This window comes from Streptomyces sp. NPDC058371 (genome assembly GCF_042723265.1).
Taxonomy (GTDB): Bacteria; Actinomycetota; Actinomycetes; order Streptomycetales; family Streptomycetaceae; genus Streptomyces.
The window spans coordinates 220,154-244,629 of record NZ_JBHXJC010000015.1; the positions used below are offsets into that span (position 1 = coordinate 220,154).

25 protein-coding genes are annotated in these 24,476 nt (G+C 66.6%); 15 read left to right on the top strand and 10 right to left on the bottom strand.

Features of this window, described 5'->3' with window-relative positions; translation table 11 throughout:
* Positions 1–125: 125 nt before the first annotated feature.
* From ACFWM2_RS33350 to ACFWM2_RS33385, 8 genes are all read right to left on the bottom strand, one after another.
* Entirely contained in the window at positions 126–713 is a 588-nt protein-coding gene (locus ACFWM2_RS33350) for a hypothetical protein (protein WP_383287720.1), read from the bottom strand.
* A 380-nt stretch (positions 714–1,093) separates the two neighbouring features.
* Entirely contained in the window at positions 1,094–2,959 is a 1,866-nt protein-coding gene (locus ACFWM2_RS33355) for a type IV secretory system conjugative DNA transfer family protein (RefSeq protein WP_383287722.1), read from the bottom strand.
* Positions 2,960–3,095: 136 nt separating this feature from the next.
* Complete coding sequence (locus ACFWM2_RS33360) at positions 3,096–4,457, bottom strand: ATP/GTP-binding protein (RefSeq protein WP_383287724.1); 1,362 nt, start codon at positions 4,455–4,457, stop codon at positions 3,096–3,098.
* Positions 4,458–4,463: 6 nt separating this feature from the next.
* Positions 4,464–5,954, bottom strand: a complete 1,491-nt coding sequence (locus ACFWM2_RS33365) for an SCO6880 family protein (RefSeq protein ID WP_383287726.1) — start codon at positions 5,952–5,954, stop codon at positions 4,464–4,466.
* Positions 5,955–5,990: 36 nt separating this feature from the next.
* Positions 5,991–7,205, bottom strand: coding sequence for a hypothetical protein (locus ACFWM2_RS33370; RefSeq protein WP_383287728.1), 1,215 nt, complete (start codon positions 7,203–7,205; stop codon positions 5,991–5,993).
* 2 nt (positions 7,206–7,207) lie between these two features.
* Positions 7,208–7,594 carry a hypothetical protein gene (locus ACFWM2_RS33375; protein WP_383287730.1) on the bottom strand — a complete coding sequence of 129 codons (387 nt, stop codon included), beginning with the start codon at positions 7,592–7,594 and terminating at the stop codon, positions 7,208–7,210.
* Positions 7,584–8,105: a hypothetical protein gene (locus tag ACFWM2_RS33380; RefSeq protein WP_383287732.1), complete on the bottom strand. Its 522-nt coding sequence runs from the start codon at positions 8,103–8,105 to the stop codon at positions 7,584–7,586. Before ACFWM2_RS33380 ends, ACFWM2_RS33375 begins: the two co-directional genes overlap by 11 nt.
* Positions 8,106–8,386: 281 nt before the next feature.
* A complete protein-coding gene (locus tag ACFWM2_RS33385; protein WP_383287735.1) occupies positions 8,387–8,866 on the bottom strand; it encodes a hypothetical protein in 480 nt (159 codons plus the stop codon).
* A gap of 207 nt (positions 8,867–9,073) precedes the next feature.
* On the opposite strand from ACFWM2_RS33385, the gene ACFWM2_RS33390 reads away from it, so the two are divergent.
* From ACFWM2_RS33390 to ACFWM2_RS33400, 3 genes are all read left to right on the top strand, one after another.
* On the top strand, positions 9,074–10,171 hold the full coding sequence (locus ACFWM2_RS33390; RefSeq protein ID WP_383287737.1) for a M23 family metallopeptidase: 1,098 nt from the start codon (positions 9,074–9,076) through the stop codon (positions 10,169–10,171).
* Positions 10,172–10,188: 17 nt separating this feature from the next.
* Entirely contained in the window at positions 10,189–10,923 is a 735-nt protein-coding gene (locus tag ACFWM2_RS33395) for a hypothetical protein (RefSeq protein WP_383287739.1), read from the top strand.
* A 123-nt stretch (positions 10,924–11,046) separates the two neighbouring features.
* Complete coding sequence (locus tag ACFWM2_RS33400; protein ID WP_383287741.1) at positions 11,047–11,253, top strand: hypothetical protein; 207 nt, start codon at positions 11,047–11,049, stop codon at positions 11,251–11,253.
* 262 nt (positions 11,254–11,515) lie between these two features.
* Here ACFWM2_RS33400 and ACFWM2_RS33405 read toward each other — a convergent pair whose 3' ends face one another.
* Complete coding sequence (locus tag ACFWM2_RS33405; protein WP_383287743.1) at positions 11,516–11,923, bottom strand: hypothetical protein; 408 nt, start codon at positions 11,921–11,923, stop codon at positions 11,516–11,518.
* A 63-nt stretch (positions 11,924–11,986) separates the two neighbouring features.
* Here ACFWM2_RS33405 and ACFWM2_RS33410 point away from each other — a divergent pair, with 63 nt between their 5' ends.
* The 7 genes from ACFWM2_RS33410 to ACFWM2_RS33440 all read left to right on the top strand — a co-directional run bounded on the left by ACFWM2_RS33410 (position 11,987) and on the right by ACFWM2_RS33440 (position 21,122).
* A complete protein-coding gene (locus ACFWM2_RS33410) occupies positions 11,987–13,627 on the top strand; it encodes a caspase domain-containing protein (protein WP_383287745.1) in 1,641 nt (546 codons plus the stop codon).
* Between the two features lie 1,297 nt (positions 13,628–14,924).
* Positions 14,925–15,290 carry a hypothetical protein gene (locus ACFWM2_RS33415; protein WP_383287747.1) on the top strand — a complete coding sequence of 122 codons (366 nt, stop codon included), beginning with the start codon at positions 14,925–14,927 and terminating at the stop codon, positions 15,288–15,290.
* On the top strand, positions 15,287–16,960 hold the full coding sequence (locus tag ACFWM2_RS33420; RefSeq protein ID WP_383287749.1) for a hypothetical protein: 1,674 nt from the start codon (positions 15,287–15,289) through the stop codon (positions 16,958–16,960). The genes ACFWM2_RS33415 and ACFWM2_RS33420 overlap by 4 nt, the downstream gene beginning before the upstream one ends.
* A gap of 30 nt (positions 16,961–16,990) precedes the next feature.
* Entirely contained in the window at positions 16,991–18,163 is a 1,173-nt protein-coding gene (locus ACFWM2_RS33425; RefSeq protein ID WP_383287751.1) for a hypothetical protein, read from the top strand.
* A 109-nt stretch (positions 18,164–18,272) separates the two neighbouring features.
* Positions 18,273–19,928: a hypothetical protein gene (locus tag ACFWM2_RS33430; protein ID WP_383287753.1), complete on the top strand. Its 1,656-nt coding sequence runs from the start codon at positions 18,273–18,275 to the stop codon at positions 19,926–19,928.
* 2 nt (positions 19,929–19,930) lie between these two features.
* Positions 19,931–20,521, top strand: a complete 591-nt coding sequence (locus ACFWM2_RS33435) for a transcriptional regulator (protein WP_383287755.1) — start codon at positions 19,931–19,933, stop codon at positions 20,519–20,521.
* A 76-nt stretch (positions 20,522–20,597) separates the two neighbouring features.
* Positions 20,598–21,122, top strand: a complete 525-nt coding sequence (locus ACFWM2_RS33440) for a hypothetical protein (RefSeq protein ID WP_383287757.1) — start codon at positions 20,598–20,600, stop codon at positions 21,120–21,122.
* Between the two features lie 346 nt (positions 21,123–21,468).
* Here ACFWM2_RS33440 and ACFWM2_RS33445 read toward each other — a convergent pair whose 3' ends face one another.
* Positions 21,469–21,678, bottom strand: a complete 210-nt coding sequence (locus ACFWM2_RS33445) for a hypothetical protein (RefSeq protein ID WP_383287759.1) — start codon at positions 21,676–21,678, stop codon at positions 21,469–21,471.
* 82 nt (positions 21,679–21,760) lie between these two features.
* On the opposite strand from ACFWM2_RS33445, the gene ACFWM2_RS33450 reads away from it, so the two are divergent.
* The 5 genes from ACFWM2_RS33450 to ACFWM2_RS33470 all read left to right on the top strand — a co-directional run bounded on the left by ACFWM2_RS33450 (position 21,761) and on the right by ACFWM2_RS33470 (position 24,340).
* On the top strand, positions 21,761–21,979 hold the full coding sequence (locus ACFWM2_RS33450; protein WP_383287761.1) for a prevent-host-death family protein: 219 nt from the start codon (positions 21,761–21,763) through the stop codon (positions 21,977–21,979).
* Positions 21,980–22,565: 586 nt separating this feature from the next.
* Positions 22,566–23,048, top strand: a complete 483-nt coding sequence (locus ACFWM2_RS33455; RefSeq protein ID WP_383287763.1) for a hypothetical protein — start codon at positions 22,566–22,568, stop codon at positions 23,046–23,048.
* Between the two features lie 38 nt (positions 23,049–23,086).
* The gene (locus ACFWM2_RS33460) at positions 23,087–23,332 is read left to right on the top strand and encodes a hypothetical protein (protein WP_383287765.1); all 246 of its coding nucleotides are present in this window, start codon (positions 23,087–23,089) and stop codon (positions 23,330–23,332) included.
* A gap of 376 nt (positions 23,333–23,708) precedes the next feature.
* The gene (locus ACFWM2_RS33465; RefSeq protein WP_383287767.1) at positions 23,709–24,071 is read left to right on the top strand and encodes a hypothetical protein; all 363 of its coding nucleotides are present in this window, start codon (positions 23,709–23,711) and stop codon (positions 24,069–24,071) included.
* On the top strand, positions 24,068–24,340 hold the full coding sequence (locus ACFWM2_RS33470; protein WP_383287769.1) for a hypothetical protein: 273 nt from the start codon (positions 24,068–24,070) through the stop codon (positions 24,338–24,340). Before ACFWM2_RS33465 ends, ACFWM2_RS33470 begins: the two co-directional genes overlap by 4 nt.
* Positions 24,341–24,476 lie beyond the last annotated feature (136 nt).

The following is a 24,476-nucleotide window of genomic DNA, read 5'->3' on the forward strand; positions in this document are numbered from 1 at the left end:
GTCACGCTGTCGAAGTGGACCATCACAAGCGGCAAGGGATCGAGTGATCTAGACCTGTCCAGGTGCCATCGGGCCTGGCGACAAAGCCGGGTGCCGGCGTTCGGTTCCGCGGACGTCGGACGGGATTACGCAGTCTCAGGTTTGGCCGGTCCACCGGTGCTGGCTCCAGGCGGGCCGGCCTCGATGATCTTCTTTCGGTAGGCGGGGTCGGTGCCCCAGACCGTGCGCGACTTGGTCTGGTGGTATCCGTTGGTGCACTCGCCGAGCCAGCTGCGGCCGATCCGTTCGATACCGCGTGACCAGGCATCATGCCAAAGGTAGGGGCCGGCGGCCGCGTCCTCCTCACTGCCGTAGGCCGACTCCCAGCCGGTCCACAGCGCAGTCAGCTCCGCCACTACGGCGCCGTGCTCCCACCAGCAGGCATGCGGGAGCTGCTCCGTGGTCAACTCGTACACGTCGGCCATGCGAATAACCCATGCGGTGAACTCACCCCACAGCTCCGCGCGTTCGTCCTCCTTGACCTTGTGCCACACGATGGGCGCGCCCGGGACGCGCTTACTGTCGCTGTCGCCGTCCTCACCGGACGCGCCCTGTTTCGATGCACCGCGCACGGCCCCGGCATCCTCAAGTCGGGCCAGGCGGGCGGCGAATCCGGTGAGTTCGCCGTTGATGCTCTCCAGAGCGTCGAAGAGCGGGCCGAGAGGATCAGGCACGGGGCTCCGCCCTTCGCACCCGGCGGCTTCGCACAGCACAGACTGCCGCAGCGGAGGTCCTGGGTGAGATCACCAGCAGGGGGATACGGGGCCCGCAGTCCTCGAGCTGGGCCGGGCGCTCGGCGAAGGCGGTGACTTCGTCCGGACAGTGGGGCCGCGCAGGACCGGGGTAGCGGACGTCCTCGAGGCGGATGGGGCAGGCGTGGAAGTGGTGTCGCTCGCGATGGAGATCGAGGACGTCGCAGAGAGGCCCGAACGCATCCTTGTCCTGGCGGAGGGGCTGACCGGGCTTGGATGAGGAGTCTTCCTCCAAGCGGGCATTGCGTTGCGCGAGGCTGAGCAGCCCTTCACGGATGGACTGCAGGACGCCTTTGGACCACTCAGCTGGTGGCGGCATGGCTGTTCACCTTCTTCAGGGCTTCCTTTGTGGCCTCGCTGATCTCCTTCGCACGGGGACCTTCGTGGATCCGCTCGAATTTGACCCGGGTGACCGGTGTGCGGCGGTGCACGACCAGGCCCTCGCGCTCCTTGATCTGCCGGATGTCGCCGGGCTCGAGCACGGCCCGGCGCCGGGTGGAGATGCTGATCGAGGCGCGGTCGCCGTCGTCGGACACACTCTCGGTGTCCTCCTCGAACTCGCCTGCGAGCTGGGAGTAGGTTTTCAGCTCCTGCTCGTCCGAGACGCCACCCAAGATGACCTTGATGGTGGCGGCCGCGAACATTTTGCGGACGCCCAACTCCCCCCAGCGCTCGTGGGCTTGAGCGAGGTTCTGCAACACGGCGACCAGGAAGATGTTCTGCGAGCCGGAGACGGACATGAGGCTGGGAATCTGAGGCAGCGGCGCAACATTGGCCAGCTCGTCGCCGAGCAGCGCGAGGGGCGGATCGAGGCGGCCATTGGGCATCCGGGCCGCGATCACCTTGGCGGTGTCGAGGATGGCCCGCGAAAAGGCTGCCAGGATGGGCGCAAGGCTGGAGCCCTCGTCTTCCTCGCCGATGAGGAAGACGGTGCCGCCCTCGATGAGCCACTTCGTGATGGAGAAGTTCTTCTCGTCGCGGGCCGATTCGCCGAAGATCGCGGCGACCTTCTGGTCGTAGAGGGCGAGGATGCTCTGCTCAGCCGTGCGCCAGCTGGCCGAGCGCTCTTCGGGCGCCGCTGCATGCTGGGCAGCCAGGGCGCGAGCGAGGTTGGGCTGGTTGTGGGAGGCGAGGATGTCTACCGGCTGGCGTTCGGTGGGGGCGGTGGCCCAGCGCAGGATGTCCATCCCGCTCAGGCCCTCGAGCGCGGCGGCGTGGAGCCAGCACGTCATGAGCATCTGGGCGTTCATGACGAAGTAGCCGCCGTTCTTGGTACCTTCATCCGATTTTGCAGTTCCGGTGAGGGTTTCTGCGCGTTTGCGGGCGACGGTGAAGTCCTCGCAGCCGTCCGTGATGGCCCACTGCAGCTGGAGCGGCCAGTTCGACAGGCCTGTCGGATCCAAGACCATGACGGGCCCGTACTTCTCGCGGCTCTTGGCCGTCGCGTACAGGACGTCGGTCTTGGAGGAGGTGGCCAGCACACTGCCAGGGAAATCGAGGATCCAGGGCATGATCAGCTGGGATGTTTTGCCCTCACGGGGAGGGGCGACGATCAAGACGGTCTCCTCCAACGGGATGTACAGCTTGATGCCCGTGGGAATCGCGGTGCCGCAGAACACCGCGACCTCGGTCACCGGCACATCGGTCGCCTTCACCGGCGCGCTGGAGCGCCACGGCAGTGCCCGGGCGGATCCGGCCGTCTTATCGAGGGAGGGCCTTGGTGTGGCCAGGCTCGGGCGCAGCGCCCCGAGTCGGGAGAGGGCCTTGGCCTCGCCCATGGCCTCCTCCAACTGGTAGCTGGTGGCCAGTCCGTCGGTGCCCTCGTCCCGCATCGAGCGCCAGCGCCGCCATCCGACGCGGGCTCCCCAGCAGGTGCCGACAGCCGCGGCGAGGAAGGGCGGATAGAAGGCGAACGGGCCGCCCACCCCGGCCCGGGCCTGGTAGGCATTCTGCGGTTGCAGTGGATCGGCCAGCAGGGCGGGAATGGCAGCCGCCGTCTCGTTCCACGACACCAGGGCGGGGCTGGCGTGCGCGAGCAGACCGGAGAGGACGGCGGCCGCCCAAGTCCAGAGGGTGAGGGCAACTGCGGTGAAGCATAGGGCAATCCACCAGGCGTCCTTGTAGACGTGCATGCGGTTGCCTGAGTGCGGGGTGACGACCTTGGCCACTACGGTGCACCCCCACGGGTGGCTATCGCGCGGCCCCCGGCGGAACGGACCACGCTGGGAGTCGTGCTTCGGCGCCAGGTGCGGAGATGAGTTGGAGGGAAGGGCCGCCGCTGGCGGACGGTGAGGATCGAATCGGTCATCGCGCGGCGCTCTTTCGCATCGAGATGAGTGGTGCCGCGGGTGATTGGCCCCCCGAACTGGCCTCGGTCATCTTGAGGTTGGTGTTGGTCAGCTCGGACTCGGCGGCGCTGCGGATGTGTTCCACCAGGTGTATCCGGTTGCCCACCTGCCACACGGCCCGGCCCGGCGAGCAGCGGCTGGCGCCGTCGACCAGGGCTTCGCGTGCCCAGTCGGCCAGCTGTAGGTAGTCGGCCGTGATATCGGCCTCGGCTTTGTCCATGTGGTACAGCACCCGGGTGGCGGTGAGCTTCAAGATCGCTGCCGCTTCGGGGGCCTCCTCGACCATCAGGTCGCCGAGGTGATGCAAGATCGCCCAGAACGACAAGCCGAGGCGCCGACCGTAGCGAACGAATTCCTCAAAGAGCCTGGCTACAGGGCGGTGAGAGAGGATGTGCCAGGCCTCTTCAACAATCAGCGTGCGTTTGATGCTGTCACCGGTCTTGATCCAGGCGTAGCGCAGCCAGGGGCCGATCACACTCATCAGCAGCGGCATGGCCTCGCCTTCACGCGGAAGCCGCGTGAGGTCGAAGACGATCAAGCGTGCATCGAGGTCGATCCCCTCGGTGGTGGGCCCGTTGAACAGCCCGGCCATGTCCCGGCTCGGGCTGCACAACTGGTCCATCGCCAGGCTGACCGGCTGTCCCCAGACGACCATCTCCTCGACGCCGATCTGGCGCTTGCCGAGCATGGCCGGCTCGGGATTGGTGAGCGCATCGTGGATATCGGACAGAACCGCGACGCGTTCTTCCGCCCCGGCGCGCACCTGGGCGGCGCTATGGGCAACAGAGAGAGCAAACTCGCTTTCGGAGGTGAGCGGGCCGCCGATGATCTCGACCATGGAGCAGAGGATCTTGAACTGGTACTGCCCCGGGATCCGTGGGTCCAGCGGGTTAAGCCGCACTCCCTCGCCGTCCTCACCGCCATACACGAGACGGATCGGGGTGACACCCAGGGCTCGCGCAATGCTGTCCCACTCTCCGACGCCGTCCTCGCCCTGGGCATCGAGAATGCAGAAGGACCGGTCCCGAAAGCGCAACTGCCGTAGCACGTAGCACTTTTCGAGGCTCGACTTACCAAAACCCGACTTGCCCAGGACGAGCGCGTGGCCACTGGGTAGCCGCTCGCGGGCGCTGGGGTCGTAGAGTACGAACGGGTCGTAGATGTAGGCCTTGCCGGAGTAGATCTCTCGACCGATGATCACCCCGCGCGGATCCGAGGACGGAGCTCCGACCGCTGGGTACAGGCTGGACGCGGTGGCCGTGGTGGTGCGCAGTGCGCGGCGCCTGGTCTGGGACTGGCGGCGTACGAGTTCGAGCATGGCGCCTCAGTCCTTCAGCAGTCCGGTGACCAGGGGCAGGGTGTTGGCGAAGGCGCGGTACTGCTCGGAGTCGCACCACTCCAGGGCCAGCTGTGCCTTGACCGCGGCCGCCCGGACGGTGTTGCGGTGCTGCACCAGAAGCTCAGGGTCGGGCGCCGTGACGGTGACCCACCCCGTCAGCCGGATACCTGCGGCTCCATTGGCCAAGGCGTGCATGGTGGAGGCCGCCGCCCCCAACTCGCGCTCCTCACGGGGGTCGGCGATCTTCCCGGGGGTGTTGTCGGCCTGGCCTGCCTCGTTGGTCACGTCAGCCATCGCGTCCCCGAGGGCCTCGTCCGCGGGCAGGAGCCGCATCGTCACGCCGACCGTCAAGATCACGTCGGACACGTAGAGCAGCAGCGGGGCCAGGAAGTTGATTCCGACGGGCAACACCGGGAACTGTTTGATCCACGCGGTGCTCGTGTACCAGGGGTCGGCGCCCTCCCAGCTGCGGGCAGCCATGCGGGTGGGCTCTCGGGCGTCCATTTCGGCAGGCCAGCACGTCGCGCGGTCCATGCCCCGGGTGTCGTTGATCCAGTGGTCGGGTGCGTATGTGTGGTGGATGAGTGAGGCGAGCCCGGCTTCGTCCAGGTTGCGGACCCACCGCAGCTGCGCACTGGACAGGGCCCGGATGAACTGCTCGACCTCCTTGCCCAGGACCTCGGCGTACCCGGCGTGCAGGGTCTGGTAGTGAAGGGCTTCTGCGGCCAGATCCTGCGTGTAGGGGATGCCGAGCACGAGGAAGAGGCGCCGGTCCTCTGCGTAGACCGAGACCATGTCGACCAGTTGGTCGTAGGAGTCGCTGAGCCAGGACGGCGCTGCCGGCTCCCGCCGGGCGGCGGCGTCGTGGGCGTGCGCGTTGGGGTCGGTGGGAAGCAGCCGTGCCAGCCACTGCACGTACTGAATGCGGCCGCCGGACTCGGCGGTTTCCTTGAGGAGGTACTCGTAGGCGCCGATCAGTGCTTCCTTGTCCGCGCCGTCTAGCCCGCCGAAGTTCTTGGCGCCCTCCACCTCGATGCAGGTCACGAACATGCTCTCGGTGGGCTGGAGCAGCACCGCGATGTCGCCGTAAGCGGTCTTAGCCGTGATCCATTCCAGGGACTCAGGCACACCCACGGGCTGGGCGACCGGCGCCGGTGTGCCGTCTCGGCGCCGGCCCGACAGCGGGGCCGTCGACTGGTAGAGGAGCTTGCCGTCACGCAGCAGGCGCCGGTAGGAGCGGCGGATCTCAAACCAGCGCAGGAAGGTGCGTCCCTTGTAGGGGACCATCGTTGCCCAGACGCAACTTCCCGCGGAGCCGAGGCATCCGAGGATCTTCAAGGGGACCCCGGGCAATGCGGCAAGTAGGCCGACAGACAGGGCGATCCCGCCGAGGAGCACCAACTGCTCGTCCATCTCGAAGCGGCGCCCCAGCAGACCGCGTGGACGCGGTCGGGGGAACGAGAAGACGCGGTCCATCGTGATCCCTTTCATGGAGTGTGGGAGGAGGGGCCGCTACCGCCCTGGAGGCGGCGGCGAAGAAGGCGGCGGAGATGTCTGTCCGCCCGGCCGCGGCGGGGGAGTGGGCGGCGGTGGCGGAGACCCCGGCCGCGACCCCGGCCGCGGAGGCGGAGGAGGCGCCGGGCGCCAGGCAGCGCCCGACCCGCCGTTGCCTCCTGCCCCGGAGCTGCCGCCCTTGCTGTCGCTGCCTTGCTGATCGCCGTCGCCGGAAGCATTGTTGGCGCCGTCCTGTGCCGCTTGGATCGTCTGGTCGCGCACGGTGTCAATGGCCTGCTTGGCGGCCATGGCGCCCGCCAAGGCCGGGCCTCCTGCCGCACCGGCCGCGCCAGCACCGATGCCACCAGCCGTAGCGCCACCGGATCCCGCGCCGGCGGCGCCACCGCCGGCAGATTTCTTGTCGGCTGCCCGGGTCATCATGTCGTCGTGCTTCTGTCCCACCGCCGTGGCCTGCTGCACAGCTTCACCCTTGACCTGGTGCATGGCTTGGATCTCGTCACCAACGAACGGCAGCCACTTGGCGATTTGGAAGGGCATGAACAGCGCTATGCCGAACAAGGCGAGGAAGGTGATGCTGCCGCCGATCGCCTGCGGCAAAGTGGCGTGTTTGTAGTCCGTCGCGCCGCCGAGAATCGCTCCGGCCAGGGCCAGCGCGAGGTAGATCCCGAGTTTGCTTGCAATGAGACCGCCCATGATCCCGACCCATTTGCGGGTATGGCCCCACAAATCCTTGTCCACCAGGCCGGAGAAGACCAAGGGGCCGAAAATCAGCCCCATCATGATCATCGCGCTGCGCACGACGAGCATGATCCACAGACCGAAGAGGGCGAGCAGCAGCATCAACAGGATGGGTATCGCGATAATCAATCCGAAGCCAGTTGACGCGATGAGTGAAAGGAGTACGAATATGGCCAGGCCGCCGACAAATACTTCGGCAATGTATTCACCAAGAATTGCCTCCGCGGCACTGTCCACGAAATCGACCGTGTAGGCCACCAATACGGGAGCAAATGCCGCTACAGAAACCGACATTAGCAAGTAGCCCACGTTCTCCATCGCAGCCTGACCGAGGGGCACGCCACGCACCACCCGCTTCACGACCGAGACCAGCCACATAACCATGGTGAATACCGTAGCGAGCCCGAAGACGAGCCCGTACAGGCGCAGGAATCCGGAGTTTCCCCAGTCAATCGCCGTCCCGGTCAAAATCACAACTATTCCCCCTCGTCCTTCCCTGCGCCCTGGCCTTCCTCTGACGTGTCGGGCTTTTTGCCCGTCAGCGCCTCGCCAAACGCCTCGAACATCCCCTGCGTTCCGGATCGCAGTTTCTGCTCCATGTAGCCGAGCGGGTCAGTGGCGAAATCGACAACCCCGCTGACGCCCTCTACAAGAGAGTCGGCCCCGGATTTGTCATACAGCCAATCGGCGCCCTCCTCTGCCTTGTCGCACACATAACTACCGCCCGGTGCGTTGCACGGATTGAGCGAGTCAGGAATGGCCTCTGCCTTGGGGGCCAATGGCCCGACGACGACGATCGAGGCCGCGAACATTGCGGCAATGACCCCCTGCGCAATTCGCCGCCGTGTGAAATCAGCCTGCATAGCGCGGAGCATCGAATTCCTCATTCGCCAGCCGCAAGTCGCTGGTAGACGACGGAGACGAATCGGCGGCGACCAGCGGGGTGGGCCCGTCTGCCTGGTCGATCGTGGCGACCTTCCAGTCGCCGTCCTGCCACTGCAGAATCAGCGTGTAGGTCGACCAGGTGCCCGCCACGGGCATCTGCGACTTCTCGGTGGGGACCCCGACGACCTCGCTCATCCAGACCCGGACCGTCGCCGTGTCGCTCGAGTAGGAGGCCACGCTGGATCCGAGGGAGGCGGCACGCATCACCATGTCGGGCGCCGTCTTCGCGGTCACCCCGAGCGACGCCATCAGGCCCTCGGCCATCTGATCGTCCTGCTGTTGCTGACCCGGCAGCGCCGCCAAAGTCATCACGGCCTTGAGTACCTGCTGCCGAAGCGCTGCGTCTGTGAAATACCCCGGGGTCGACCGCGCAACCTGGTAGTTGACTGCGGCCGCCGCAGCACCGTCTTTGGTGCGCGGATACCCCACTGGGACGCCATTCTTGACGGAACTCGCCCTGGCACCGGGACCGCTGCCGCCGGCCTGGGACGTAGACGTGGACCCCGAGGGGGGCCGGGACGATCCTTTGTCGTCCGTACTCCCCCCACCGCCGCCGAACAACGTGAGCGCCAGCCCGAGCGCCAGGACGACACCGAAAATGATCGCCCCGATCTTCGCCCTGCGCCACGGGGATGCTGTTCCGACCCCGGGAGCCTCCGACGCCCTCGCCGTCAGGCTCCGCGTACCGGTCTGTTTCTGATTCCCGGCCATTAGATTCCAAACCCGTAGACGATGGTGAAGAGAGTTGCCATGGACGCGATGGTGAACAGGCCAAGAAGAGAGCTAGAGACCATGGTCTGCCCCTTCTTGGTCTCCATCGTGTTGTGCTGCTGACCTCCTACCCGGATATGAACAGCACCCACTACTGCGCTTCCAAGCAGGAAGAGAATGGCGCCGGCCATAATCACCCCAACAATGATCCTTGCCTTCGTCTGCAGTGCACCAAAGGGCCCCCAGTCTGGGGATATCCCGTTGACGAGGCTGCCGATTCCGCCGTCGGCGGCCAGTTCAACTACCTGCTGTGTTACCTGCACGAATCCCTCCCAGGCTGCGAAAGCCTGCCCCAGTCCGTGTGAAGGACCTGGACATCCGGTCGTCGACAGCAAGAAGCGTCCACGGCGCAGCGAATTTTCTTCAGCCGAATAGCGGGAGGCGGCTAAAACGCCTCCCGCGCCGATGCCTTGACGCATCAGCTACCCAATGCCTTAGAATTCAGCGCGAGTTGTCGATTCCCTGCTGCTTTCACTCGGCGCAGACGCTAGCCGCGCAATCCACGGCTATGCAGTGGCGCATTCGCAGCCCTGGGACGCCCGGTGGATCGGGCCCACCCCATGGCACGGGAATTGCGGTTTCCGTCCCTCGTGGCGGGATGCGCATCGACGACTGGGGATCGAAACATGAGCACAGCCATACGCGTTGCCGCGGGTGGTGTCGCGGCGATGTGCGCTGGAGTGTTCTGCCTTCCGCTCCTGCTGGGCGCCGGCGGGCCGAAGGGCGGACCAGACTGGGAGGACTCCTGCACACCCACCACCTCGGCCATGCAGGTAGCCAACAAGGAGGAGGCCACACCAACCCCCGCGCCCGGGGGGCAGGTCACCGTGCCGCTCAACCCTCAGGGCAAGCAGCAGAGCGTCAACTGGAGCGCTGAACAGAAGCAGAACGCCAGTGTCATCACAAACGTCGCGCGCAGCCGCGGCCTGCCGCCCCGAGCGGCCGTCATCGGCGTGGCCACCGCAATCCAGGAATCCATGCTCCGCAACATCCGGTACGGAGACCGTGACTCACAGGGCCTTTTCCAGCAGCGCCCCTCCCAGGGCTGGGGCACGGTCGCGCAGGTCACGGACGCCGTCTATGCGAGCAACTCCTTTTACGAGCGGCTGGAGAACGTCGATAAGTGGCAGACCAAACCGCTGACCCAGGCCGCCCAGAACGTGCAGCGCTCCGGACTCCCCGAGGCGTACGCCAAGTGGGAAAAGGCCGCAGGTGAGTTGGCGGTCAAGAGCTGGGGCAAGGGCGCCGTGCTCTCCACCACCTCTGGCTGCGAGGCGGTAGCGAACGCAGGCAACGCCACCGACGCCAACCGCAGGGGTGCCTGGTCGCTCCCCGTGGAGAACTCCCGCGTCAGCACCCCCTACGGGACCGGCGGCGGCATGTGGTCCTCCGGCAGGCACACCGGCATCGACTTCCCGGTGCCCACTGGCACCCGCGTCCAGGCTGTGGGCACCGGCACGGTCGTCGAAGCCGACTGGGGCGGCGCATACGGCAACAACGTCGTGATCAAGATGAGCGACGGCAAGTACACGCACTACGCCCACCTCTCAAAAATCACCGTGACCAAGGGGCAGAAAGTCAAGGCTCGCCAACAGATCGGCGTCTCGGGCGCTACCGGCAACGTCACTGGCCCGCACCTGCACTTCGAAGCCCGCAACGGGCCGGCGTACGGCTCAGACATGGACCCCGTCGCCTATCTCCGCAGCCACGGACTCTCTCTCTGACTCACCCGAAGGAGGTAGTGCCCGCAGCACCACGCTGCGGGCCGAACGCCATGCACACCAGCCCGCGCTACCAGGTCCACATCAGCCAGGACGGCCAGCTCCACATCGACAACGAACCACAGGTTGTCCCCGATGGAGTTGATCCCTCACAGGTCGTCGTTCACGTCCTCCACATGGAGGCCGCCAGCGGCGGCCTGCCGGTACTCGTCCAGGTCCGGGACGAGCGCAGCAGCTCCCACTTCGCCATGCAGGTGATGCCCGACGGCACCACCCAGGCCGCCGGAACCGAACCTGCAGCCCTCCAGCCGGTGCCAGCTGCGCAGAACGGCACCCTCTTCGACCGGCTCGCCGCTGCCCAGGCCGCCGGCCGCGCCCATGACTTCGACGCGGCCATAGCCGCTGCCGACGACATCCTGCGGCACCTCACGGCCGGGCAGGGAGAAACCGCCCCCGGGACGCTCGAGGCCGCACAGTTCCGGGCCGACCTGGCCTATCTGAGCGGCGAGTACGCCTTCGCCACCGCCTCATGGAACTGGCTCGCCCTCGCCTGGCTTGACCGCCTGGGGCCGGGCAGGCGGCGCACCCAGGTTGCCGCGCAGAACGCGGCCCAGGCGTGGATGCAACTACCTCTGCACGAGGCCGGACCACTCGCCTCCGACCTAGTCAACATGCTCTTGGAGGTGGCCAGCCCCGAACGCACCGCAACCATGCGCGCCCAGATCGCCGAACGTCTCGGAAACCTCAGCAACTAAGGGAAAGTCAAGGCCCGTCGGACCTTGACAACCTCCACCCTCATCGGACTGCTACAGTCCCTCTGTCGCGAGCACAACAACCGCAACCTGCGCAAGAGCTTCGACGGCAGAGGAGGTGGGATCATGCGCGCCCTAACGGTGCTCTTCCAGGTCGTCCTCACCCTCGGCGCCGTCGTCATGTTGCTGGCCAGTGGCATCCTGCTCGTCGCCCACGATGGCCCGAGCGTCGAGCTGGCCAAGGCCCTTGGCCTCCTCGTCATGTTCCTCGCGCTTCTGCTGATCACCGAGCGCCTGACAACCGGCCGCTGGACCAGGTGGTCACGCCGCTGAGGCCAGCCCCGACAGCGCGCCGTCTCGCCAGGCCGCAGCTGCCCAACTAGAACTAGAGCCTGTCGTTTGGATCAGCTCGGCTGCAGTTGCGTCGCAGCAGAGCCGAGCGGGGTCTGGTGCCTTCATGTGCAGGGCGGAGGGGGACGGCGAGTGACGACAACGCAGCAGATGCGCGTGCCAGGGCCCACGACGCCGAGCTGATCCAAACGACAGGCTCTAGCCCTCCCGCGGCGCCGCTGCACTCACGCTCTCGCCCGCCTGCTCAGTCCCCGCTAGATCCGGGAGATGTCGGTTGTGCTGCTCCCTGCACCGCAGCCTTCAAGCTCTCCTCGAGGACGCTCAGCGAGATCTTCTCGCCGGAAGCCCGCACGACGAAAGGTTGCTCACCCGGCTTGGTCACCGTTACTTCGACCGATCGCTTCTGATCCCGCTCCAGCCACACCTTGATCAGGTTGACTACGGCGGAGCCGGCACGGGATGACGTGAAGAGGAGTGCCAGCTCGGTCAGCGCACCCTTGTCACCTGCGACCGGAGCGACGCGCTCCTCGACAAGGAGACCGGCTACGTCGTCGGCGTCTTCCCGGAACTCGGCTTGAGCCTGTTCGACCAACGAATGATCGGGATCGACCCCCTCCACGGCCAACTGGACAACCAGCTCAATGCTCGACATCACTCGCCCCTCTCACCCTCGCCAAGCGAGTACGCTGAGCCGATCATAGGGGGCGGGAGTGCCATGTACCGGGCCTTGCTGGTGTGCAATGCAGTCTTTCCACTCGAACCGACACGCTTGCCGAGGCTGAACGGGCCGATACGGGACGGGCTGGCGATGTGGTCTGCTCTCACGGACTTCGAGACGGGACTCTTCACACCGGAGAACGTCGAAGTGCTGTTCGATGCGGACAAGGATGAGATCTCCCGAACGACCGAGAGGTTCTTCGGTGGCTGCAGCCCTGACGACGTGGTGCTGTTCTACTACAGCGGACATGGGAAGAAGGGGCGGGCGAACGTTCACCTCTGTGCCCGCAACACCGCACTTCATGAACTGAGATCGACCAGCTTCTCGGGTGAGGATCTCACGGACATGCTGGACAGTTCTCCAGCACGCAGCCGCATCGTGATCCTCGACTGCTGCCATTCCGGTGCGTTTAAGGGGGACACCTCGAACGTCACTCCCAGGATGCTCGACGGCAACGGTAAAGGCCGTTTCGTCATCACGGCATCCGGCGCCACCGAACCAGCACGCGACGCGGAGATGCACGGCAGCCCAAGCCCTTTCACCCGTGCACTTGTTGAAGCATTGAGAGAGGCTTCGCCGAGGTCGCCGCACGCCAACTCGGTTGCGGTGAGGGACGTGTATATCCACGCTCTGGACATCATTCCGGAAGGCGTGCCGAAGCCGCAGTCCTCACTCAAGGGAGTGGGGGACGAGATCATCGCCAAACGCCCCACCCGTCACGCAGACGAGGCGGGGGCGGCACACAGCCCGGGGCAACCCATTTCGCAAGTGGATCAGACGTCACAACTGTCGAAGATCCTGTCGCAACGGTTTCCTGGCATCATCTCCGCCAGCCCTCAGGCGGACGGTCCGTCATTGGGTGACCGGCGCCCTTGGAGAATGACCCTGGTCTCGAGTTTGCTGGTGGGGTTGTTCTCCTGGCTCGCATGGAGGGCCTGGATCAACGACCCGTTTGCACACGACGATTTGGCTTCATACGAGAACGATGAACCCTTCTTCCAGATCTGCGGTCTTGCAGCGCTCCTGCTCGCAGCAGTCTGCACAGGTGAATCTTTCACCTCCGATTCCTCGTGGTTGCGTCGAACGCTCAAGGGCATGCGGATCACCCTCGGATTCGCATTCGGCCTCCTGTGGCTTGTTTCCGCGTTCGCCATGAACCTGAGCTGCTGGGAGCAGACCATGCTGCAGAGCACCATGGGCTTCCTCTTCTTCGCAGCGATCGCCTGCCGGCTCCACGACGCAATGTTCCTTGCCGGTTCCGTGGTGTCATTGCTCGGAACATTCACTTCACCGGAGTATCTGGGTTTCGATAAGTTTGACGGCCTGCCAGTCGTCCAATGGATCATCTGTGCCGCCATGCTGTGGCTCTGGTTCCGTTGCGCCATCGACTGGGTGCTCGGAGCCGTCAGCGCGCTCACGCTGCTTCCAGCCGTGATGAGCTTTGCAATCCATGGCGACCTCCCTGCCTTAGCCCTGTACGGAGCTGGTCTTGCTCTGATGAGTGCCGCACTCGGTGACGGCACTCGGCCGGCTCACGGGGTTCCCTCTCTGGCTTCTCGCACCCTGCTCACGCTTGCCGGCGCCTTCGCGGACGCAGTTCAGCGACCGCTGCGCATCGTCGACCGCCGCAATACGTGACGAGGCGTGAGAACGGCAGAGCCCAGCACCTGGGGCGTTTCGTTTAGATCCTCGGATCGTTGGCTCAGTTGCGTCGGTGACTGATGCGCAGCGGGCGCGATCGAGCCGTTGCTGCCAGACCGGACGCCGGTGCGGGGTAGTTGCAGGAGGGATCACCGAGAGGCGATTGACGCGATCGCGTTCAAGTCACACACAGGGGCTCAGCGGGTGTATCTGCCCTGAAAAAGTACGGCGTTTACGACCGGTTGCGGATGTGGGCCGCCGACGGCAACCAGGGAGCGGGGTGTTCACCGTGCTGATCATGGCTCAGGTCGACGCCGACGAGGACCTCGCCTGGGGGGTCTCGTGAACTCCACAACCGTGCGGGCATCAGCACGCGCCCCGGGGGCCGCAAAACCCTGCCATCTCACCAGCCCCTGGGGGTCGGCCCCCAGGCAGCCGTCGCGTGCCGGGGAGTCGGCACGCTGGTAGGTCAGGGGCGCCTTGCGGCCTCAACTCGGCTGGAACAGACGTGTAGAGCTCGTGGCGGAGACCATCCTCGTGGCCTGCGGCTTTCCGTCAGCCCCAGGCCGCGTCGGACGTTCGAGTCTCAAGGCCGTGGGCCGGTCGGCGGTCCGCCCTGATCGGCGCGAACCGTCGAGCCTGTGACTTGCGCTGTCTCACGACCGGTCTCGCATCCGACGGCGGTCCGACATCGGTCGTGAGATGCCAACACGAAGTCTGAGGGCATCCAAAAGGAGAGACCAGCCATACCCGCACCCGCGAAGGCGCAGGATTTGAGTGCTCAACTCGTCGGATGAGCTTATGAGATGGCTGGTCCCGCAACCAGTTAAGCACACCTTCCGCGCCGGCCGTCAGACCACTGGTGCGACCGAGACTCATAGATGGCACATGGAGCGCGCCGGTTGGCACATCGTGGCGTGTGAGCGGATTGCGACGCGTTGACCTGCCGCGACGGCATCTCCGCTCTGTCGGCGGAGGCAAGATCTGCCAACTATCCCTCTCAAGATCCGCCAACTAGCCTTCTCGACACACCCTGTGACCTGCACGGATATACACCCGTCTTGCCAACTACCGTTCTCGGTCCCAACTGGCCCCAACACCCTCGTGAACCGGGTCCGCTGGGGCCAGCCGGATCGCCGCGATCATGCTCAATTCCCGCCGGGTGGGACGCACAACGAAGTTTCCAGACCCGGTGCACTCATCCCCTGGACCGCGCTCCGATTCCGGCTTGTTGGCCGGTGGGCAACGGCGCAGCCTGCATTCAGTCCACCGTCCTCGTCGAACGGAGCCGACCATGGCCGAGCCCGGCAACACCACCCTCACCTGGGCCGAACGCATGGAGCTCCTCAGGGACTCGGCACAGCAGCGGGTCCTAAACGCACCGATGCCCACCGCGGCGATGGAGCAACTACTCGCGGACGGAAAGGCCAATGCTCTCGGCCACTTCGAGGGCAGCCCCGTCCGCTATGTGGACCGTTGGTGGCGGGTCAGCGAACTGGGCTGGGTGGCCCTCGACGAAGATGCATCCGCCCAGGTTGACCTCCACGCCGAGCGCTTCCGGGCAGCAACCGCGGCCACGGCGGCAGAGAGAGCGTCTGGACTCCGTCCCGACGCGGAAGCCGAACTGCAGCCCGCCCGGTTCGAAGCGGGGTCTGCGTGAACAACGATCAGTTCGGGGCGCCGCAGCACGAGCTCAACGTCCTCAGCAGCCTGCTGCGCGACAAGGCCGCAGTGAACCAACTTGTCGACTGGAACCGCTCGGACCCCCAGCCCTGGCTCAGGTCCGACCACTTCAAGACCGCCTGGCTCGGTGACGCCTACCAGGCACTCTTGTCCGGCGGCCTCAGCGACATCGAGCAGCGGCTGCAGGCTTTCCCCCGGGCTGATCCCGCGACGGTCACTGCAGATGCCGTCATGGCCAGAATGGGGATCCTTTACCAGCAGCGGGCCGCTGCCGGGGACCTCAGCGCGCAGGCGGCTCTGAACAGCTCGGAGTACTGGGCGGGGGTCCACAATGCCGTCCGTCAGATGGCACAGCCCACATGGCCGAGCAACGCAGACCACACACGGCACGACGCCTACGTCACCGCCCGCTCAGCACAGCACCCCTCCACCACCGAAAACGTCCCGTTCGAACTCGCCCGCGGACGTGGCTACGACCGTGACGCGCGAAAGAAGGAACTGGCAGTCATCGGCGCCATCCTCAACGACCCGACCCGGGTCGTGCAGTTCCGCTACACGCCGTCCTCCCCCGACTCCTCCGCCTACTGGCTCCAGCCCCAGGACTTCGGGGACCCGGCGACCGCCGAGATCTGGGATGCCCTGGTCACCGGGCCCGACCCAGCCATAGCCCTCCCCGCAGCCATCGACCCCACCCTCATGCCGGAAGAGCGGGCCGCGGCGATGATCCAACACATCACAACGCGCCTGGACTACAACGATTACCACCGGTCCACCGGTGACCCGGCGGCCAAGGAGCGCCTGGACGCAAACGCCAACGCCAACATCGCTACCTACCTTGCGGAAGCGAGCGCTCCGGACTACAGCCCGAACCCCGACAACGCAGCCGGGTACGCGGTCAGCTTCATCCTCGAGCCGAGCATTCCCGCCGCCGTCGAGGACCTGGCAGGACGCGTCCGCGACTACGGCCTGTCCGATGCCTCCTTGTACCAGGTCGGGCTCGATCTCCGCACCAACGAGTACGTCCTCAATCAACTCGCGGAGCGTCTTGACCAGGCGCCACGCAACCTCGCCGGCTACAGCACACCCGAACAGGCTGCGAAGCCTGCACCTGGGAAGAACGAGGAACAGCCGAGCTACACATCCCAGGTCACCGAGCGCCGTGTGCTGATCTCGCTCATGCAGGAACCAAGCCAGCTGCACCGGGACGGCCCCAGCCGGTCCCTTGCCGAACAGGACTTCACGCAACGCGAGCACCGGTACCTCTTCAACGCCATCAAGTCGCTGCCCCCGCATGCCGCTCAGGATCCCTGGCTCCTGACTAACCAGGCGCACCAGCTGGCCCGTTACGACGGCGCTCCGGCACTGGACCTCGAGGAGCTCAACACCATCGGCTACGCCGCGCGCACGCTGCAGGTGCCCCCTGCCGACCAGGCGGCCGGCCACCTCGTCACCATGACGGTCCGCCGCACCGCACGCGACGCCAGCACCGCCGTTCAGGCGGCCGCGCAGGAGACGCTCGATCCGCGTGTTCTCATCGACCAGAGCCGCGAGCAATTCCAGCAGGCAACCCGCGAGGCGCTCCGTTATCACCAGCAGTCCGTGCCGGAGCCCAGCCGGTACGGCACGCAGCAGGCGAACATCGCATGATCCCGGCAGGCGCAGCCCAGAGAGCACCCCGTGGCTGCTGACGAGTCCGACGCTCGGCAGTCGGCCGGCGACGCCGACCGGCCGCCCGAAGACAACGTTCAGAACGCCATCGAGTGGTTCACCACGGACCACTCCCGCACCCGCCAGATCCTCGAGCACCCCGACGGCCCGATTGCCCCAGGGCGACTACTCGACTCAGCCCGCTTCGATGCTCAGGTCAACCGGCTGTTGGACGGGGAAGGCGCTGAACAGGCCCAGGCCCTCGTCCATGCCCAGGCGGAGTGGCTCATCGGGCGGATGCCGAGCGACCATATCCCGCTGTCCCTCGACAGCGCGCAACAGGTCGGCCGCGCCTGGGGAATCCTGATCACTGCCGACACCGAGGTCCTGCCCGAACAGGACGTGCTGACCGAGGTGGCCGCACGCACCGGGATCTCCAGGCGTGCCGCGGACGAGATCCGCAACCAGGCCCGAAGCACCAGCGCAGCGTACAACCGAGCCGACCTGCTCATTCCGTACGACGACGCCAAGGAGAATGTCCTCGTCGGCGACTGGAACAGCCTCGCCGCCTGCGGCCCCGAATTGCCAGAGGCCGCCGAACGGGCCCAGGACGTTCTCGAACTACTCACCGCACGCGTCACCGGCGCCCATGACCACAACTGGATGGATGCCGCCGCGCAGCACGCAGCGCAGGTCTACGCCAGCGTCATCCGCGCTCAGCCGCTCCTTGCCTCCGTTGCCGCAGTAATCCCCAAACGGAACCAACCCGACGCCTCAGCCGACCAGGCACGCCTCATCGCACTCGAACAGGAAGGCCTCCTGACCGCCGCTGCGACCGCGGCAGCGCGGGCGGGGGCAGTGCAGGAATGGGCCGACCTCAACAGCGCGGCCGAACAGGACCGAACCAGAACAGTGGAAGCGGCGGCGCCCGGAATGCGCACCTTGATTCGCCTGAACGAGACGCTCGCCGGCCTCGACCCGGTTCACGGCCAGTCCGCCTTCACGGCACTGGACCCGCTTCGGGTCGCCCAGGTCGTCGAAGGGATCGGTCAGCTGTCAGTCAAGATGAGCACGGTCCTGCGCCCGGCCAGCACCTTCCCGGTGGCGACAGGGGGGCAACACCCCCCGCAGCGCCCTCAGCGCCAGCATCCCCCCACGCCTGGCCAGAGCCCCGGCGGCAGCCCGCCCCGGGCTGCGCCGTGAACCGCCACGGAGCATGCCGGGGGGCCACCAGGCCGGCCCCCCGGTCCAAAAAGTTGCCTTCAGTGCAATTTGATTGCACTGAAGGCAATTTTTGGGCTAGGGTTGTCGCATGCCGACCCTGGAGACACCGAAGAGCACTCTTGAGATCCTGAGGGGATCCGTCGAACTCCTGCTCACCGTCGCCGGCCAGAAGCAGAACCAACTGGCCGACGGCATCGGCCTGCCCACGTACGCCGTAAGTCGACGCCAATCGGGCCGCTCCCCGTGGAGCTTCGACGAAGCCGACGCCATCGCCCTGCACTTCGGCATTCCGACACTCGCGCTCCTCGCCGGAGCGGAGACCGCCTGCGAGGCCTACGCCAGCAGCCAGGGAAGCACGGTGACGGAGCTCGTCTCCACCTCAAAGAAGACCGCGAGCGCCGCCGAGCCGACACTGACCGACCCCGAGCCCACCTCCACCGAAGCGCCGAAGTCACAGCGTGCCGAGTCTGCGCCCTATGCAGTTGATGACGTCGCCGAGCTGCCGACACCGGAACCCTGTGTCCTGTGCGGACTCCCGGCCACCACCGCACTCGAAGGGTTCCCGCAGCATGTATCCGCCGACGACTGCGAAGCGGCGAAGGCAGCCGCCCAGGCGCGGACATCGCCGATTGATGTCACGGCGGACCAGGAGCCGCGCGACCTCGAACCCTCACCGACCTTCGCCCCGGAGGTACCCCGGCAGCCGCGCACCTCGCGCCCGGAGCGGCCCGCCCGACCGCGCCAGGAACGCAGCGACACCAAGGACGCGGGCGTGGCATTCCTCCGAAACAACATTGAGAACGCCCTGCAGAAGCACGACGGTGACATCGAGGCGGCGCAGGCCTTCCTGATCCGCAAGGCCATCCCCCACGCGATGGAACTGCTCGACATCACCCGCAAGGGCGGCCGCTACGACGTCGTGGCTTTCCCGTGGCTGCCGGAGATTCTCAACAAGCCGACGAAGGACAAGCCCGACCAGATCTGGGAAGCCCGCCCCAAGTGGAGCCGCGCATGGGACAGCCTGCCACCCGGCAGCCACACGGTCGACGAACTTGACGTTAACGGCGCCTACTTGAGCGCCCTCAAGACGCATCTCCCGCTCGGAGAACTCGTCCACAGCGAAGGCCCCATCGACACGGTGAAGCAGAAGAGGTCGGGGCTCCACCTCGTCACACCGGGGGAGTGGACGCACGCACACCTGCCTAACCCCCTGGGCGCCCGCGAAGAGGAAGGCTCACTGTGGATCACAGAAGCCACCCTCCGACTGCTGAACCGTGCGGCCTCCGAGAAGTACGGCCGACTGTGTGCCCCTCCGGAGATCCATGAGTCCTGGACCAGCGGAAGCACGGAGCACCTCCTGGAATACGTACGCGCCGCTCTCACCCAGGTGCGGGCCGAGGCGATCACCGGCAACGACACGGTGGCCCTGGAGTACGTCAAGGCGATGTATTCCAAGCTGGTGTCGACGATGGGCGACTCGAACTACAACCGCGACCTGCACCGCCCCGACTGGATGCACATCATCCGCTCGGCCGCGTTCTCCAACCTCTGGGAGAAAGCGTTCAAGGCGAACGCAGCCGGGCTGCACGTCGTTAGGGTCATGGGCACCGACGAGCTCCACGTGATCGGCGACTGGCGAGCAGCCGTTGACGCGCGGGGACGCAGGATTTTCCCCGAAGGACGAGGCGTGACAGAGGTCAAGCTCAAGAACCAGCGCACGTTCACGATCGGCTCGGAGGCGTAGCAGTGCCCGGCAGGAACATCGACTTCGGCCAATACGGCGCGAGGGGCGTGCGCAGCAGCCTCGCTGCCGCGCACGTCCTGGACACCCTCGGGGGCGGCATCACCTCTCCGGTGACAACACGCCGCGGCCTCGCCGCCCGCCTGCGCTACATGACCCGCTCCCAACACGCCCGCAACCTCATGGTCAGCGAAGGGCTCAACCCGAGCCCCAAGACCCTGACGAATTGGCTGGACGGTACCCAGGAGCCCAAAGCGTCCAACCTCGCCCTGATCGACCAGACATACCGGCGGATGCGCCGTCACAACGTGGCCCGCTACCTCCTCCAGCGACTCAACGCCGGCGGCGGCACCCGAGTGGAAATCCACCCCGCCGACGACACGTTCGTCCAACGGCGCTACCGGCGCCCCGACAAGAACATGCGCAAGATCAACATCAGGCGCTGGGACCACATCGTCGCCGCCTGGGCCGACGGGGCCTGGGAGAAGGGAAGCGAGACACCGCTCGACGACGCCTGGATCAACGAACTGAGCGACGCCATCGGATCCGACTGGGGCGCCTACGAGTACTCCAAGTCGCTCGGCTTCAACGCCTGACACCGCCCCGTCCGGGCACGACCGGCACCACCCACCGACCGGCACCACCAACCCGCCGCCGAAGGACCCCCGCGCCATGCTCCTCACCCGCATCAGCGCCCACTTGACGGCCCGGCATCTCGACCTCCACATCCCCGACCAGTTGGCGGCCGCGCTCGCCGAACTCGGCCGCACCGAGCCGATCCCGTGCGCCGTCGGCCATGCCTTCGCCCACCCCCTGTGGCGCTACCGCTTGGCCTACCGAGCCACGTCGGTGATCCTCGAGTGCGCAACCGCATACAGGCGTCACGCGGCAAGCGGCACCGTCGATCTCGAACCGCTGCTTCGAGCCAGCGGTCTGGCGTACGACGACATCAGTCGAGCGCACTGGATGCGTGGCACGATCCCCTTCGACCGTCGCCACCGGGTCAACGCCGTACGTGCCCACGCTCGTCGCGTAGTAAGCCGAGTCCAGTGGGCCGAGACAGGTCTGGACGCCGACCCAGCCGCCAACCTGCCCGCTCACGCCAGCCGGTGGCTCACCATCGCCGACCGATACATGGAGTGCCGCATCGGCGCGCTGCTCGACGACGTTGAGTGGTCTGTTCCGCGCGGCACGTAGGAGCCAGACCCGCCGCTCCACCGAAATCCACGCCAGACACACGCCGCAGGCCCCGCCGATACAAAGCACGGCCTGCGACTTTCGCGCCCCTCCCCGGCCAGAGCGGCATGAGCAAGGCTGGCCGCATCGAGCTCAGGTGTCGACCGTCCGCGACGATGCGCTCGGTCGTCCGCACATCCCTCCTCCCCGTGATGTCCCGCCCGGATAGCCGAAGCCTGCGATGCCCTCGACGGCACTGGCGGCGCTAGCTGTGCCATCTCATGAGGTTGGTGCCGCTCATTTTGAGTGCGGACATGAATCAGCCCCGACGGGTCGGCGTCGGGGCTGATCGGTTCTCCACACCCTCTCAGTGGTCGCCGGGGCGCCCCGGGTGGACGGGGCACGGTCCGTATGCGCCGGGGTGGTTCGGGTCCTCGGGGTGGACGTGCGGGCTGCCAGAGAGGCCGCACGCCGTCTTCGGGTCCTCGTTGCAGTACTCGATGCAGGTGCAGTCATCGATCTCGTCGAGGTCCTCGCGGGGCAAGGCCTCTACCGCCGGCTCGATCTTCATCAACATGTTCAGCTCCTTCGTGGTCCGCCTACCCCGAATGTACATCGCGTCTTCATGTACATCAAGCCGCGATGGTAATCTCGTCTCCATGGACACAGAGAAGGAAGATCAGCCCATCGCTGAAGCGCGCGCCAACATCTCCAAGCTGCACAACGCCGTGCAGCTACTCAGGCGCGTCTACTTCCTGACCAGCAGGGGCACCCGTGAAGCCGCCGTCGTCCCCGTCGAACTCGGTGAACTGGTTCAGCAAGTCGGGGGCCCTGACGCGGCCGTGGCGATCCTCAAGAAGCACGTGGGTGCGCCGTAATTCCCAACAGGATGCCAACGATGATGACGCTGCCGCGTCCGACGGCCGCCGCACCGTCGAATGGTCCTGCCGCTGGCCCGTCCCGCCCTACCGCCGCCAGACGTGCACCAACCCCCACCTCCACCACGACCTCAACGACGCGCCCAACAGTTCCACCAGCACCGCGAGGACATCGTCCCCTTCACCATCAAGGGCCCCAAGGACAAGCCCCTGAAGGTCCCAGGCGGCACCACGTTCACTTTCGGCACCGACCACTAACCTCCGCCCCGCATGGAAGGCAAAGGCCCTTTGGCCTGCGGACCTGTATCCCTGAACTCGCAGGGGTACAGGTCTGTTGTCGTTCGCTTTATCCCGGTCCCGGTCCCGGTCCCGGGGCCGCCTCATGCCCGTGCGTCTCGCGTGCGTCTGCATGTGGGCGGTCTTGCCCGGCGTCTGTTGTGCCCGTCCCTCCGCACGGTCGGTGCGTCGTGTTCCTCGCTGCCGGCCCCTCGGCGATCCGCGGCGAAGTTTGGTTGTCTGTGCCCGGGGGTTGTGGGGCTAACAGCGCCGCGCTTTATGGTTGACGTATCTCACGAAGGAGCCCGTGATGCCCCGCATCCGCTACCTTGCCGAAGGCGAGCGCATTGTCAAAGAGCTCTACCAGGCGATTCGCCAGGACGAGTTCCCTCCTGGCACACCGCTGCCATGCATTGAGGAACTCGGAGCTCGGCACGGGACGGATGAATCGTCTGCCCGCGCCGCCGTGGAGTGCCTGTTCCAGCAGGGAGTTTTGGCCTTTCCGCTGGAAGGGGACGGATACTACTTCGTCCGGTTCGTGCCCACCCGCGCGTCTCGCTTCCGCCGGCGGGCTCGGCCGGTACGTAGTTTCCGCCCACTCGTGCACCTGCACCGCCCGGCCTACCAAGAGTGGAACGTCGAGCGGCCTGCCGAAGCCAATTCGCTGTGCGGGATGAGCACCGACCTCGCGGACGGTTCCGGCCGCGCCACGGATCCGGCGGAAGGTACCTGCCCGGCATGCCGGAAGGTGTACGCCGAGGGAGGCAACCTCCTCGGGCCACACCGGCTCTGACCTTTGACCCGTGAGCACACGCAACGGCCGACGTCGAGGTGACCATCCATGATGGCATCCTGAAGTACGGCATCGACCCGGCCGCAACCTTCACCCACAGCCACCCTGGCGGCGAGTTCGGCTGGTCCCAGACCTTCACCGCCCGCGAACTCGACCGCTACCTCTCCGAGATCTGGTCCTGGCAGGGCTTCCAGATCGGCGACGTCCTCCTCGAAGCGGCTCGTACCGGCGAGTGCGATCACCAGTCTGGCTACGGCCTGAAGACCCGCATCGCCCGCGCCTGACTGAGTTCTGCCGTAGTCGACACCGGCGCCTCGGCCCGCAGCAGCGGCCCGGGGCGTCCGCGTTTCCTGGCCGCCCCCGCGTCTTTCGCCCGTCGGCGCCAGCCCGTCACCCGACCGCCGCGTCGGGACCCGGCCCGGGCGCCCGCCGCGCGCCCGCCTGGCACCGGGAGCCGGTCGGCTGGCCCGCTGTCTGGGGCTGGTTGGGCTAACCCGGCCGTCTGCGAGAGTCACATCAGCCGGGAACGCCCGCCACGAACCCCTTCGTGCGCTGTGAGCGACCGGCCCGGCCGGGTCGGGCCGTGTGATGGATGCGGATCCCCCTCCTGTCCCGCGCGGCCCGGCCACACCCGTCGTCCACCACACCAGGAGCCCGACTGTGACCACACCCCGCCCGCGCCCCGCAGCCGTCACCGCTCGCATCGAGGACACTTCCGGCGCCGACACCGCGCCTGTCGACTTCTTCGTGCCCGGCGCCCGCTACTACGACGGCGACGGCTACAAGGCGCCCGAGCAGACGCATACCTTCCAGTGCGAGTACGTCACCACCCACCCTCGCCCCAGCGCCGGCCAGCGCGCCTTCGGCTTCCTGCGCAACAACGCCCCCGACTCCGATTGGTTCTCCTCCGCCCTGGGCGAGGACGACTTCGCCCGGTGGACCCGCTTCTCCGATGCCCCCACCGCCAAGACCGGCGACGTCATGCCGACCGGCCCCGCCACCCCAGGAAGGGAAACCCCGTGATGGAACTCCCCATCGACATTGCCGACTTCGCGTTCAGGGACGCCGCGCGGGTCAGGGAGTGGTTCGACGCCGATCTTGGTCCGGAGACCTACGTGGAGGTCGAAGGCATGGGGTACACCGTGTGGATCGACTTCGCGCAGGTCTACGAATACTGGGAAGAGAACACCACTCCGTCCCGCGTGGCGAAGGCGTCGCCGACTCAGCACCAGGCCGTGGAGGCTGCGGCGACCACGGCGCTGGGTGACTGGGTCCGTGAGACGGGCCTTTAACCACCGTGGCAAGGCGCCGTCTGTCCTCTGCTCAGTCCGCCACGGATTCGGCCTCGGTTCCGCTCTCGCGGGCCGGGGCCGCTTCATGTCCCGCCCGGTCGGCTGGGCGAGGACGGGCTTCGCCCGGTGGACCCGC